Here is a 13,451-nt window from a genome sequence, read left to right as displayed (position 1 = left end):
CGTGTTGGCCGGGCTTGCGCACTCAGGAAGGGAGCGGGAAGCGACGGGCGAACAGCTGCGTGATCGGTCCGATCGCCACGGCGAACAGCAGGGTGCCGATGCCGACGGTCCCGCCGAGCAGCCAGCCGACGGCCACGACGGTGATCTCGATGAGGAAGCGGGCCAGCCGCACCGACAACCCGAGCCTGATCAGGCCCGTCATGATGCCGTCCCGCGGCCCTGGGCCCATCCCCGCGCCGATGTACAGCACGGTCGCCAGGGCCACGGCCACGATCGCGGTCAGCAGGTAGACCCAGGCCAGCGCCCAGTGCCCCGGGGTCGGCAGCACGAACATCGCCGCGTCGGCGAACAGGCCGAGGAACACGATGTTGCTGATCGTGCCGATGCCGGGCTTCTGCCGCAGCGGGATCCACAGCACCATGACCAGCGCGCCGACCAGGATGATCCAGGTGCCGATCGACAGGCCGGTCCTGACGGCCAGGCCCTGGTGGAAGGCGTCCCACGGGTCGTTGCCGAGATTCGACTCGACCTGGAGGCCGATGCCGGTGCCGTACAGGGCCAGGCCGCCGTAGAGGCGGACCAGCCGGGAAGGGAGGGAACCAACGGACGGAACAGAAACTTCGCTCATAATGGCCTTAATCATCCAGGCCAATGCCTTGCACCAAAAGGGCCAATCAGCGAAAGTGGCCTTATGCCGGAACGTCACCTGTCCGCTCAGCAGCTCGGCCGCCTCCTCGACGCCGACCGATCGGCCCGGCCGTTCTACCGGGCGCTGGCGCAGGCGGTGCGCGGGCTCGTACGCGACGGCAGGGTGCCCGTGCGCATGCGCATGCCGGCCGAGCGGCATCTGGCCGAGGAGCTCGGCGTCAGCCGTACGACGGTGACGGCCGCCTACGACCTGCTGCGCGAGCAGGGCTACCTGGACAGCCGCCAGGGCGCCGGCAGCTGGACGGCGCTGCCCGACCCCTCGTTGTCCGCCGACAACCCGTGGCTGTCGGTGGACGACGACGGGCTGCTGCAGATGCAGTGCGCCGCGCCTCCGGCCACCGCGATGCTGACCGAGGCGGTCAACGAGGCCACCGGGGATCTGCCCAGGTACGGCATGGGCTCAGGCTACGACCCGATGGGCCTGCCCGAGCTGCGCGAGCGCATCGCCGCCCACTACACCGCCAGGGGCCTGGCCACCCGCCCCGAGCAGATCCTGGTGACCACGGGCTCCCAGCACGCCCTTCAGCTCGTCATGGGCCTGATCGTCAGCCCGGGTGACCCCGTCATCGTCGAGTCGCCCACCTACCCGCACGCCATCGACGCCGCGCGCAACAGGACGGCCCGCATCGTGCCCGTCGGCGTCACGGCCGAGGGCTGGCAGGTGGACCTGCTGGCCAGCGCGATGCGCCAGTCCGCCGCGCGCCTGGCCTACCTGATGCCGGACTTCCACAACCCGACGGGCGCCCTCATGGACGACGCGGACCGGGCCGCCGTCGTCGGCCACGCCAGGCGGCTGGACACCACACTGCTGATCGACGAGACGTGGTCGGAGCTGGCGATCGACGAGGTGCCCAGAGCCGCGCCGATGGCCGCCTTCGACACCGACAGCAGGGTGATCACCATCGGCTCGGCCTCCAAGCTGTGGTGGGGCGGGCTGCGCATCGGCTGGATCCGCACCACCGCGGCGATGGCCCGCGCCCTGGCCGTGCACCGCGCGGCCGTCGACATCGCGAGCCCCGTGCTCGACCAGCTCGTCGTCGCAAGGCTGTTCGACCGCATCGAGGAGACCCGCGCCGAGCGCCGCCGCACCATGTCCGCCTCCCGCTCGGCGCTGGTGACAGCGCTGCGCGAGCGCCTGCCCGAGTGGAGCTTCACCGTGCCGCGCGGCGGCGGCACCCTGTGGGTACGGCTGGCAGGCGAGGGCGCGACCCCGCTCGCGGAGAGCGCCGCCTGCCACGGTGTGCGGCTCGCCCCCGGTCCCTGGTTCGGCGTGAGCGGCACCCTCGAGGGCTACCTGCGCCTGCCCTTCACCCAGCCGCCGCAGGTCATCACCGAGGCGATCGCCAGGCTGGCCATGGCCAGGGACAGGGGGCCCGTCGGCTCCCGTCCAGCCGACCCGCTCATTCGGATGGTTTGACGCCGCTGGCCAGCGGGGCTCGCCAGCCGTACTTCATGGCCAGGATGCGCAGTCCGAAGGCCAGCACGGCGGCGGCGAGCACGGCGGGCCAGCCGTGCAGGTCCAGCTCGAACAGCGCGGCCATCGCGCCCGAGCCGAGCATCGCGGGCACGGCGTAGAGCTGGCGGTCGTAGAGCAGGGTGGGGATCTCCCCCGCCAGCATGTCGCGCAGCACGCCGCCGCCGACCGCGGTGGTGACGCCGAGCAGGGCCGCGTGCAGCGGGGACAGGTCGTAGAGAAGAGCCTTCTCCGTGCCGACAGCGCAGAACAGGCCCAGTCCTGCCGCGTCCAGCACCAGCAGGAGCGGCATGATGCGGGCGACCTGCGGATGCCAGAAGAAGACGATCACGGTCGCGGCGATGGGTACCAGCACGTACCCGAGGCTCTGGAAGGCGGCGGGAGGCACGTTGAGAATCAGGTCGCGCATGATCCCGCCGCCCAGCGCCGTCATCGACGCCAGCACCGCCATGCCGACGACGTCGAGACGCTTGCGAACACCCATGAGGGCGCCGGACAGGGCGAACACGAGGATTCCGGCGAGGTCGAGCAGTTCAGACACGACGATTAGTGTGTCAGGGCCTGACCGGGCGCCACGTCCTCGTCTCCCATGAGCGCCTTGAGCCTGCGCACGAACATCAGCAGGAACAGGCCCGCGACGAGCGCGATCCCCGCCAGCACCAGGTAGTACTGGGTCAGCGAGAGGAAGTGCGTCAGCCGGAAGGTCTGGCCGCCGACGGCGTCGCCGAGCGCCGCGGCTAGGAACCACACGCCCAGGATCTGGCCCTTGAAGGCCGCGGGGGCGAGCTTGGTGGAGACCGACAGGCCCACGGGGCTGAGCGTCAGCTCGCCGATCGTCTGCAGGAGGTACATCACGACCAGCCACAGGATGGACACCTTGACCCCTGCGGAGGCCACGTCGGCGGCCATGGCCAGCACGACGAAGCTCAGGGCCGCCATGAACAGGGCGAAGGTGAACTTCATGGGGCTGCTCACCCTGCTGCCCCACCTGGTCAGCCACAGCGCCGCGAAGATCGGCGAGAAGACGATGACGAACAGCGAGTTGAGGTTCTGGGTCCAGCCCGGCGGGATCGTGAGACCGAAGAAGGTCAGGTCCACGCTCTTGGTGGCGAAGTCCGTCACAGGACCAGGGGCCAGGTCGAAGATCATCCAGAAGATGACGGCGGCGAAGAACAGCCAGATGTAGGCGCCGAACCTGCGTCGCTCCACCGGCGTGATGCCGTGGCCGCCGTGCATGATGTACGACAGGTAGAAGATCGTGATCAGCGCGATGATCGCGGTCACCGTCCAGGTCACGCCGTCCTCGGTGAACAGGCCCGTCACGGCCAGGAGCACGGTGAGGGCGGCGAGCGCGGCCAGACCGGCGAGCACCCATCTGACGGCCACCCGCCGCTCGTGCGGGGTCAGCGGCTGCGGCACCCGCTCGCCCGCGCCGTGCAGGCTCCGCCTGCCCATGACGTACCAGATGAGGCCGAGCGCCATGCCCACCGCCGCCGCGCCGAAGGCCAGGTGCCAGTGGGAGTCGCGGGCGAGCACGGGGGTCACGCTGATGCCGGCGAGGGCGCCGATGTTGATGCCCATGTAGAACAGCGAGAAGCCGGAGTCGCGCCTGGCGTCCTCGTCGTCCCTGTAGAGGTAGCCGACCATGCCGGAGACGTTGGGCTTGAGCAGGCCGGTGCCGCAGACGATGAGCAGCAGGCCGAGATAGACGAACAGGGGCCCCCGCACCGGGACGGCCATGCTGATGTGTCCGCACATGATGATGAAGCCGCCCAGCAGGACGGCTCTGCGCGCGCCGAGCAGCCGGTCGGCCACCCAGCCGCCCGGCAGCGCCGTCAGGTAGACCATGCCCTGGTAGACGCCCACGATCGCGAAGGCCGTGGTTCCCGGCAGACCGAGACCGCTGCGGACGGCGGGGGCCATGAGGAAGGCGGCCAGGATCGCACGCATGCCGTAGAAGCTGAAGCGCTCCCACATCTCGGTGCCGAACAGCGTGGCCAAGCCCCACGGATGTCCGAAAAAGGTCTTGTCTGTCGTCCTCATACGGCCCCCCGACGACACTCTTCGCATATGGTCGACAACTGTACGTCATGGCGCGTTCTTGTCCCCTGCCCAGGTCTTGTCCGGGCTTAACGCCTTGTGGTGCGATGCATGCCACTCGTGCAAGTGAGCACTGACCAGGAGGGCGCGCGTCGTGGCCGATGTCCTTGGAGTACAGGCCGAGATCCTGCGGGAGATCGCCGGCCGTACGGTATGTGAGCAGCTCAAGCAGATCGCGGAGCGGTACCCGGACTCGCCCGCCTACTCCGACCCCGTCGACGGCGGCTGGAGCACCCTGACCTACGGCCAGGCGAGGCGGCGCGTGCTGGAGATCGCGGCCGGGTTCCTCGCCCTCGGCATGGAACCGGGCGACGCGGTGGCGCTGATGATGATCAACCGCAGCGAGCACGTGCTGGCCGACCTCGGCGCCGTCCACGCCGGCGGCATGCCCTGCTCGATCTACTCCACCTTCGCCCCCGACCAGATCGCCTTCGTCGCGGGCGACGTGGGCGCCAAGTACGCCGTCCTGGGCGGCCCGGCGGACGTGGCCCGCTGGGACCCGGTGCTCGACCGGCTGCCCGACCTCCGCAGGATCATCCTGCTCGACGGCGCGCCGGCCTCCGACCGCTTCATGAGCTGGGCCGACTTCCTCGAACTCGGCAGGGCCAGGCTCGCCGAGGATCCCGCAGCCGTCGAGGCCCGCTGGCAGGCGGTCACCGCCGACGACGTCCTCACCGTCCTGTACACCTCGGGAACCACCGGCATGCCCAAGGGGGTGCCGCTCACCCACGTCAACGTCTTCTACGAGTGCGCCGCCACCGACCGCATGACCGCCCTGCCCACCCAGGGCACCCAGATCTCCTACCTCACCTACGCCCACATCGCCGAGCGCGTCCTCAGCCTCTACCTGCCGCTGACCAAGGTCTCCCATGTGCACTTCTGCACCGACCTGGCCAACCTCGGCGCCACGCTCGGCCAGGTGCGTCCGATGATGTTCTTCGGCGTCCCGCGCGTGTGGGAGAAGATGATGGCCAAACTCCAGGCGTTACTGGCCGGTCAGCCCGAGGAGCAGCAGGAGAAGGTGCGGCAGGCCATGGCCGCAGGCCGCGCCTACATCGAGGCGGGCCAGTACGGCCACGGCGTGACGCCCGAGATCCAGGCCGCCTACGAGGCGGCCGACGCCGCGCTGCTGTCGGTCGTGCGCGGCATGATCGGCTTCGACCGTGCCGAATGGACCGCCACGGGCGCGGCTCCGCTCCCCGACGAGGTCCAAGGCTTCTTCGCCGGCCTCGGCCTGCGTGTCATCGACGTCTACGGCATGACCGAGACGACCGGCGCCTTCACCGCCAACAGTCCCGCCTGCTACAAGCTCGGCTCGGTCGGCAGGCCCGAGCCCGGCGTCGAGGTGCGCATCGCCGAGGACGGCGAGATCCTCACCCGCAGCCCGCTCAACACCCGCGGCTACCTCGGCAGGGCGGCGGAGGAGCTCATCGACGAGGACGGCTGGCTGCACACCGGCGACATCGGCACCGTCGACGACGACGGCTTCTTCAGGGTCGTCGACCGCAAGAAGGAGCTCATCATCACCGCGGGAGGGGAGAACATCTCACCCGCGGCGATCGAGAACCATCTCAAGGAGCACCCGCTCATCGGCCAGGCGCTCGCCTACGGCGACAACAGGCCCTTCCCCGTGGCCATCCTCACCCTCGACGGCGAGGTCGCCCCCGGCTGGGCGAAGGCGCAGGGCATCACGTTCACCTCGATGGCCGAACTGGTCGAGCATCCCGACGTCGTCAAGGCCGTCGAGGCGGCCGTCGAGGCGGCCAACGCGAAGCTGGCCAGGGTGCAGCAGGTCAAGAAATGGGCGCTGCTGCCGGTGGAGTGGACGGCCGAGACCACCGAGCTCACTCCGAGCCTGAAGCTCAAGCGCCGGGTCATCCACGCGAAGTACGCCGAAGTGATCGAGGGCCTCTACACCGGGTAACACCTTTGCCAACAGGGGCGTGTGTCGCGACCCTGGTCATTGCCGGATGGTTCCTACCGTCCAAGTCATGACCAAAGCAGTCCTGCTCACATCGCTGGTGGCGGGGGCACTGACCGGTCCCGCGCTGGTCCAGGCACCCGCCACACTCGCGATCAAGGAAATCACGATCCGTCCCGGCGCCCCCGTGGTGGGGGCCCACGGCTCGGTGAAGCTGGTGATCGACGTCGTGGCCAGTGGCGCCGAGGAGAACGGCGTGACCATCAAGGTCGAGCCCGGCTCCCCTCCAGGTCCGGTACTCGGCCGCAAGCCGATCGGGAGCGGCAAGATCCTCGGTCCCGTTCCCGAGGCGCCGCCCGCGAGGGTGGCGCTGGTGCCCGTGGAGGCCGTGCCGCCGCCGGAGGACCTGCCTCCCGCGTTCGCTGCGCCCAGGCCCGCCATACCCGCCCCTCCAGACGGCTGGGGTCAGCCCTCCGCGGCGGGCGGCGACGCGATGGTCGAGGACTGGCCCGCGCCCGTCGAACCGTCGTTCCCCGCCGCGCAGCCCCCGCCTCCTGGCTGGCCCGAGGAGACGACCACCCCGGCGCCCGAGCCGACGCCCAGCGCCACGCCCTCGGGCCCGGACGGGCAGCCCATCGGGCGCGACGGCGTGTGGGAGACCTGGCGCTTCCTTCCCGCCCAGGGCCTGAACCGCTTCTATCCAGCCGGCCCCTGGACCATCACGGCCACCGCCAGAGCGGAGGACGGCACCAGCGTCACCGCCTACGCCTCCTTCAACCTGCGCCGCGACACCAAGCTGAGCCCGGTGCTGATCAAGGGGATGCGCGGAGGCAGGGGTGTGCGGCTGTCCGGGTCGCTGCACAGGATCGACCCGAGCGGGACCACCGACTACGCCCCCTTCGCCAAGCAGCGCCTCGAGATCTTCTACCGGCGTGGCACGAACGGCTCGTGGCAGCGGGTGGGGACGGTGACGACCGGCGACAGAGGGCAGTTCGAGCGGCGCCTGGCGGGGAGGACGCAGGGCACGTGGCGGGTCCGCTTCCCCGGAACCGACTCGTACGCCGCCGAGCAGGCCTCAACCCTGCGCCGGGTCGTCCGTAACTAGATCGTTATCTTCTTTACTGCAACTTTTCTTTACCCTTACGCGTCATTGGCGTTGACGCACTCTGTCCCGAGCGCGTCTTCAACGGGGAGAGGAAGTTCCAGATGATGCGACGACTCGCCGCCGGCGCAGTGGCCGCCGCACTCGGCGCCTCGGTGCTCGCCATCGCAGGCCCGGCACTCGCCGATCCCGGCTACGACCGGGACCCCGACTGGGACGGCGGCCACACCAGGCTGTCGCTCGACGTCGGTCCCGAACCCGCGTGGAAGGGCCGTGGCATCTCGATCGAGGGCAAGCTCTCGGTCGAGTGCGAGGAGGACTATATCGACGGCTTCGTCTCGGTCCACCACGCGGACTACTGCAGGACCGAAGGCGGCTGGAAGCGGCTGGGCGGCAAGGGCATCGTGATCCTGTTCAGGCCGGACGGGTCCGGCCGCTGGGAGCACGTCGACACGGTCAGGACCGGCCGTGACGGCTACTTCTCCACGCGTGAGCGCGCCTGGACCTCGGGCACGTGGCGCGCGGTGTTCGAGGGCGCCTGGTACCTCCAGCCGGCCGAGGCCACCGACTGGGTGAAGGTCGTCGGCCACTAACCCGTCATCGATGGAGCCCCGGTCCCCGCACGGGCCGGGGCTCCGTCCTTTTCATCCGGCTCGCCCGGCCGCGCGGTCCCCGCGGGGCCGTCAGGCGGTCAACTCGTCCAGGGCCTCCAGCAGACGCTCGACCTCCGCGCGGTCGTTGTAGTGGACCAGGCCCGCCCGCACCGCCGACCCCGTGTCCCTGATGCCCAGCGCCTTCGTGGGCTCCCAGGCGTAGCAGTGCCCGTCCCACACGTTGATCCTCCGCGTGGCCAGGTGCTCGGCGACCCGCCGGGGCGTGTGGCCCTCCACGGTGAAGTAGGCGGTGGCCGTGCGCCGCAGGGGCGAGCCGACCAGCCGTACCGGACCGAGCGCGGCCAGCCCCTTGAGCAGGTGGGCCAGCTCCGCCTGCTCGTATGCGGCGACGGCGGACATCGAGGCCAGGATCCGCGCCCTGCGCGAGCCGGTCGACTCCGGGTCGAGGGCGGCCAGGTGCTCCACGGCCGCGGCCACGCCCGCGAGGTCGGCGAAGGGCAGTGTGCCGGTCTCGAACCTGTCGGGCACCTCGTCGGGGGAGGAGGCCAGCTTGTCGGGGCGCAGCGAGGCGAGCAGGTCCGGCGCGGCGATCACCGCGCCGATGTGCGGGCCGCTCCACTTGTAGGCGCTGGTGGCGTAGAAGTCGGCGCCGAGCGCTGCCATGTCGACGGGGCCGTGCGGGGTGGCGTGGACGCCGTCCACGTACACGAGCGCGCCCGCCTCGTGGGCGGTCGCGGCGATGCCGGCGACGTCCGGGATGGTGCCGAGCACGTTGCTGGCCGCCGTCACCGCCACCAGCCTGGTCCGTTCGGTGACCAGCCGCCGGTACTGCTCGGCGGGCAGCTCGCCCGACGGCACCACGATGTCCGCATATTTCACGACAGCGCCGGCGTGTTCGGCGGCCTGGACCCACGGACGGACATTGGCGTCGTGATCCAGCCTGGACACGACGACCTCGTCACCCTCCGCCCAGGTCCCGGCCAGCGTGGCGGCGAAGCGGTACGTCAGCGTGGTCATGTTCGGGCCGAACACCACGCCCGCCGCCTCGCCGCCCACCAGGTCGGCCACCGCGGCCCGGGCCTCGGCCACGATCGCGTCGGATCGGGCGCTGGCGGCGAACGCGCCGTGCGTGTTGCCGATGCCGTAGCGGTAGGCGCCGGCGATGGCGTCGATCACGGTCTGCGGCACCTGGGTGCCCGCCGCCGCGTCCAGCCAGGCGTGTCCATCGGAGAGAGCGGGGTACAGCGCGCGTACGCGAGTGACATCGAAGCCCATGAACCACCATCTTGCAGTTGCCCTGGAGCGAACTCCAGCCAGGAGGATGTGCCCATGAAGAACCGATCCATCGCCAACGTCACCGTCAGCGCCATCGGCCTCGGCGCCATGCCGATGTCCGTGGCCGAGCACATGCCCGACGAGGCGCAGTCCATCAGGACGATCCACGCCGCCCTCGACGCGGGGATCACCCTGATCGACACCGCCGACGCCTACACGCCCACCAGCGACGAGGTCGGCCACAACGAGCGCCTGGTCGCCAGGGCGCTGGCGCTGTGGGGCGGCGACCGCGACGCCGTCCTCGTGGCCACCAAGGGCGGTCACACCAGGACGCCCGGCGACGGCTGGGGCCTGGACGGCAGCCCCGCCTACCTGCGCGGGGCATGCGAGCGGTCGTTGAAGGCGCTGGGCGTGGAGGCCATCGGGCTCTACCAGCACCACAGGCCCGACCCGGCCGTGCCGTACGAGGAGAGCATCGGGGCGCTGCGCGACCTGCTCGACGAGGGCAAGATCCTGCTGGCGGGCATCTCCAACGCCGACCCCGCGCAGATCAGGCAGGCCCACGACATCCTCGGCGGGCGGCTGGCCGGCGTGCAGAACGAGTACTCGCCCCGTTTCCGCAGCAGCGAGCCCGAGATCGACGTGTGCGCCGAGCTTGGCGTCGCGTTCCTGCCCTGGTCGCCCCTCGGCGGCATCAAGTCGGCCGCCGGGCTCGGTGACGCCCACGCGGCCTTCAACGAGGTCGCCGCCGAACGCGGGGTCTCGCCGCAACGGGTGTGCCTGGCGTGGGAACTGGCCCGCAGCCCCGTCGTCATCCCCATCCCCGGCTCCAGCCGTCCGGAGAGCATCCTCGACTCGGCCGCCGCAGTCGACCTCACCCTCACCGACGCCGAACTCGCCCGCCTGGGCTAGCTCGTCGCTAGGGTTACGTGGTGTGATTCACAGGCGACCCTTAGTGCGGGTGGTCCACGCGGACGTCATGACCTTCCCCACTGACCTGCTGGTCTTGAAGCACGCCCAGGCACTTCACGGCCTCGACAGGCACGTCGTCGAGGCCATGGCGGCCGACCACGTCCGGCTGCCGAAGGAGGGCGCGCACCTGCTGGTGGAGCCGGCGAACGGGCTGCCCGCGCGGGCCGTTCTCCTGCTCGGCGTCGTGCCGTTGTTCGAATTCGAGTACCGAGAGATCCGCCAGTTCGCCCGCAGGGCGCTCGCCGTCGCCGCGCACGTCCGGCCGGAGACCAGCGACCTCGCCCTCACGCTGCACGGGCCCGGCTACGGGCTCGACGAGATCGAGGCGTTCCAGTCGGAACTGCGCGGCCTCGCGGACTCCTTCGCCGAAGGCGGCTTCCCGCCAGGGCTGCGGACCGTGACCTTCGTCGAGCGTGACGGCCGCAGAGCGGACCGCATGAAGGCGCAGCTCGCCACGCCCCGCTCGGAGGACGCCGACAAGGCACGGGTCTTCGTCGCGATGCCTTTCGCGGCTGCTTTCGAAGACCTCTTCCACTACGGCATCTCGCGGGCCATCAGGAAGGCCGGCTTCGTCTGCGAGCGCATGGACACGTTGGCCTTCACCGGTGACGTGGTCGCCAAGATGAAGGAGCGGATCGGCCGCGCCAGGCTCGTCGTCGCCGACCTCACCGACGCCAATCCGAATGTGTACCTCGAGGTGGGGTACGCGTGGGGCCAGGGCGTCCCCACCGTGCTGATCTGCCGCGAGGACACCAAACCGGCCTTCGACCTGCAGGGCCACCGCTATCTGGCCTACAACAGCATCCAGCACCTGGAGGAGAGCCTCACCGCGGAGCTGCGGGCACTGGGTGGTGAACTGCACGCTCCTCAGGCTCACGCGACATGGGCGGGAACCGGCTGACGGTGACCTCAACCAGGTCGGCGGGAATCCTCACCACGGACAGGCGGGACGATGGAGCGACCCGACGTGGGAGGACCGCCCTCGCCGCGCCATGGGGGCGAGGGCGCCGCCGAATGATCCCGTTCGGGAACGTCAGCCCTTGTAGTTGAAGATCTGGCGCAGCGTGTGCTGCACCTCCACCAGGTCCTTCTGGTCCGCCATCACCTGGTCGATGGACTTGTACGCCTCAGGGTGCTCGTCCACCAGGGCGGCGGCTCGGTCGGCGTTCCAGGTGCGGCCGCTCATCGCCTGGGTCAGGGAGGCCGCGGACAGCTCCCGCTTCGCCCTGGTGCGCGACATACGGCGGCCCGCCCCATGGGAGCAGGAGTTGTACGACTCGGGGTTCCCACGGCCGCGCACGATGTACGAGCGCGTCCCCATCGAGCCAGGGATCACCCCTTCGTCGCCCGTGTCGGCCTTGATGGCGCCCTTGCGGGTGATCCAGAGCGACTTGCCGTAGTGGGTCTCCTGCTGGGTGAAGTTGTGGTGGCAGTTGATCGTGCGGACCCGCTGTCCCTTGCCGACGACCCGGAACAGGGCGTTGATCAGCACCTTGTCCATCCGGGCGCGCGAGGCCATGGCGTAGCGCTGGGCCCACAGCATGTCCTCGATGTACGCGGTGAACTCCGGGGTGTTCTGGACCAGGTAGGCGAGGTCCGGGTCCTCGAGGCTGACGGCCTGCTTCTTCATCAGATTCTTGGCGTCGACGATGTGCATCGTCGCGAGCTGGTTGCCGACGCCGCGCGAACCGGAGTGCAGCACCGTCCAGACCCGGTCACGCTCGTCGAGGCAGACCTCCACGAAGTGGTTGCCGGAGCCGAGGGTGCCGAACTGGTCGGAGACCTTCTTCGTCAGCCTGGGGTTCAGGTCGGTGTGCGGAAGCCCGAGCTCGCCCAGGGCGCGGTCCATCGACGGGTCGGCGTGGCCCTTGCCGACGCCGGCCGGGATGCGGTGCTCCACCATGGGCATCAACGCGGCCAGGGTGTCGGGCAGGTCGGCGGCGGTGAGGCTGGTCTCGGTCGCGACCATGCCGCAGCCGATGTCGACGCCCACGGCGGCAGGGATGATCGCGCCTTCGGTCGGGATGACGGAGCCCACCGTTGCGCCGATGCCGACATGCGCGTCGGGCATGAGGGCGACGTGGCCGGAGACGAACGGCAGGCGGGCGGCACGGGCGGCCTGCATGATCGCGCCATCGTCGATCTCGCTGGCCCACGACAGCAGGTTCGGTGCGGGCTGGTTCGGCATCAGGTGAATCTCCTCACTGGTTCTTGATCAGTCTGGCGTGACCAGAAAGGAAATCCCACTCATTTTACCGCTCAGGGGGATTGACAGGGCGATTCCCAATTGCCGCGCATTCGCGTCGAGGCCCGTTTCCGCGTCCCCCGCACCGCCTGCGCGCGTGTCATCCGGCCGGGGTGATCCCGTCCGCAGGCCGCCCGGAAGAGTGAAGATCAATCGACCTTCCGAACCAGCATCGTCCCAGCTCACAGCCCTCGCAAAGAAGCCTTCAGCTTCCCCCATGCTCACCGGTCCCACCACTTACGCTGGTCACCGTAATCCCCCGAATCGCGTCCGTGATCTCGGGTCACAGTCTTGTGGACCACCCCCTGCACAGGTTCTGCGGAACCGGCACACGGATGCGCGAAACGAAGCACACAAGGGGAGGCCATGAACACTCAGACAGTTTCCGGGACGGTGACCTGCATGGGGCGGACGGCGGACGCAGAGAATTCGCGAGGCGTCGCCAGGAGGATCGCCGGCCGGGCCATGACGGCCGTGGGGACGGCGGTGGCCGCGGCCGCGGTGCTGACGGTCATGGGCGTGCCCACGCTGCCGGCCGGAGCTGTGGTCCCCGGCGCCCTCACCCACGACCGCGAGCCCGGCGGCGAAGCCGCCCCACCCATCGCCTGCACGATCACCGGAACCGCGGGCAACGACCTGCTGGTCGGCACTCCCGGCAACGATGTGATCTGTGGCCTGGAGGGCGACGACGTCCTGAACGGCGGCAGCGGCGGCGACGTTCTCATCGGTGGTCCAGGCAACGACATCCTGAACGGCGGCAACGGCGACGACACGCTCGACGGCGGCCCGGGATCGGACTCCCTGGTCGGCGGCAACGGAAACGACCGTCTCAGCGGTGGTCTCGGCGACGACATCCTGAACGGCGGCAACGGCGACGACACGCTCGACGGCGGCCCTGGCACCAACATCAACAACGGCGGGATGGGGGTCGACTCCTGCACCGGCCCCACCACCGGCGTCGGTTGCTCCTGACGCCACCGATCGAGGGGCCGCGTGCGCGGACGCCTCGACCTCGTGCCACCGGCATCCGTCTGGGGCAC

Annotated in this window: 12 protein-coding genes; 7 read left to right on the top strand and 5 right to left on the bottom strand. The window is 70.1% G+C overall.

From position 1 onward, the window contains the following. Positions 1-22: 22 nt before the first annotated feature. Positions 23-628, bottom strand: a complete 606-nt coding sequence (gene yczE / locus AC3EO4_RS24990) for a membrane protein YczE (protein WP_379568970.1) — start codon at positions 626-628, stop codon at positions 23-25. Between the two features lie 63 nt (positions 629-691). On the opposite strand from yczE, the gene yczR reads away from it, so the two are divergent. Then, on the top strand, positions 692-2,125 hold the full coding sequence (yczR, locus tag AC3EO4_RS24985) for a MocR-like transcription factor YczR (RefSeq protein WP_379568968.1): 1,434 nt from the start codon (positions 692-694) through the stop codon (positions 2,123-2,125). On the opposite strand, the gene AC3EO4_RS24980 is transcribed toward yczR, so the two are convergent. Further along, the gene (locus tag AC3EO4_RS24980) at positions 2,109-2,723 is read right to left on the bottom strand and encodes a trimeric intracellular cation channel family protein (protein WP_379568966.1); all 615 of its coding nucleotides are present in this window, start codon (positions 2,721-2,723) and stop codon (positions 2,109-2,111) included. The genes yczR and AC3EO4_RS24980 overlap by 17 nt on opposite strands. 5 nt (positions 2,724-2,728) lie before the next feature. Continuing rightward, entirely contained in the window at positions 2,729-4,225 is a 1,497-nt protein-coding gene (locus tag AC3EO4_RS24975) for a peptide MFS transporter (RefSeq protein ID WP_431898113.1), read from the bottom strand. A gap of 151 nt (positions 4,226-4,376) precedes the next feature. On the opposite strand from AC3EO4_RS24975, the gene AC3EO4_RS24970 reads away from it, so the two are divergent. From AC3EO4_RS24970 to AC3EO4_RS24960, 3 genes are all read left to right on the top strand, one after another. After that, positions 4,377-6,206: an AMP-dependent synthetase/ligase gene (locus AC3EO4_RS24970; RefSeq protein WP_431898112.1), complete on the top strand. Its 1,830-nt coding sequence runs from the start codon at positions 4,377-4,379 to the stop codon at positions 6,204-6,206. Positions 6,207-6,273: 67 nt separating this feature from the next. Further along, positions 6,274-7,308, top strand: coding sequence for a hypothetical protein (locus tag AC3EO4_RS24965; RefSeq protein ID WP_379568960.1), 1,035 nt, complete (start codon positions 6,274-6,276; stop codon positions 7,306-7,308). A 101-nt stretch (positions 7,309-7,409) separates the two neighbouring features. After that, positions 7,410-7,898 carry a hypothetical protein gene (locus AC3EO4_RS24960; RefSeq protein ID WP_379568958.1) on the top strand — a complete coding sequence of 163 codons (489 nt, stop codon included), beginning with the start codon at positions 7,410-7,412 and terminating at the stop codon, positions 7,896-7,898. 90 nt (positions 7,899-7,988) lie between these two features. On the opposite strand, the gene AC3EO4_RS24955 is transcribed toward AC3EO4_RS24960, so the two are convergent. Beyond that, complete coding sequence (locus tag AC3EO4_RS24955) at positions 7,989-9,194, bottom strand: cysteine desulfurase-like protein (RefSeq protein WP_431898109.1); 1,206 nt, start codon at positions 9,192-9,194, stop codon at positions 7,989-7,991. A 54-nt stretch (positions 9,195-9,248) separates the two neighbouring features. On the opposite strand from AC3EO4_RS24955, the gene AC3EO4_RS24950 reads away from it, so the two are divergent. Both AC3EO4_RS24950 and AC3EO4_RS24945 read left to right on the top strand, forming a co-directional pair. After that, positions 9,249-10,106: an aldo/keto reductase gene (locus tag AC3EO4_RS24950; RefSeq protein WP_431898107.1), complete on the top strand. Its 858-nt coding sequence runs from the start codon at positions 9,249-9,251 to the stop codon at positions 10,104-10,106. 67 nt (positions 10,107-10,173) lie between these two features. After that, complete coding sequence (locus AC3EO4_RS24945; RefSeq protein ID WP_431898105.1) at positions 10,174-11,067, top strand: hypothetical protein; 894 nt, start codon at positions 10,174-10,176, stop codon at positions 11,065-11,067. Between the two features lie 132 nt (positions 11,068-11,199). Here AC3EO4_RS24945 and AC3EO4_RS24940 read toward each other — a convergent pair whose 3' ends face one another. After that, on the bottom strand, positions 11,200-12,354 hold the full coding sequence (locus AC3EO4_RS24940; RefSeq protein WP_379568950.1) for an RtcB family protein: 1,155 nt from the start codon (positions 12,352-12,354) through the stop codon (positions 11,200-11,202). A 522-nt stretch (positions 12,355-12,876) separates the two neighbouring features. Between AC3EO4_RS24940 and AC3EO4_RS24935 the strand changes: the two genes are divergently transcribed. After that, complete coding sequence (locus AC3EO4_RS24935) at positions 12,877-13,383, top strand: calcium-binding protein (RefSeq protein WP_431898104.1); 507 nt, start codon at positions 12,877-12,879, stop codon at positions 13,381-13,383. The last annotated feature ends 68 nt before the right edge of the window (positions 13,384-13,451 follow it).

The sequence above is a fragment of the Nonomuraea sp. bgisy101 genome, assembly GCF_057708945.1.
This window is presented reverse-complemented; position numbering and strand designations above follow the sequence as displayed.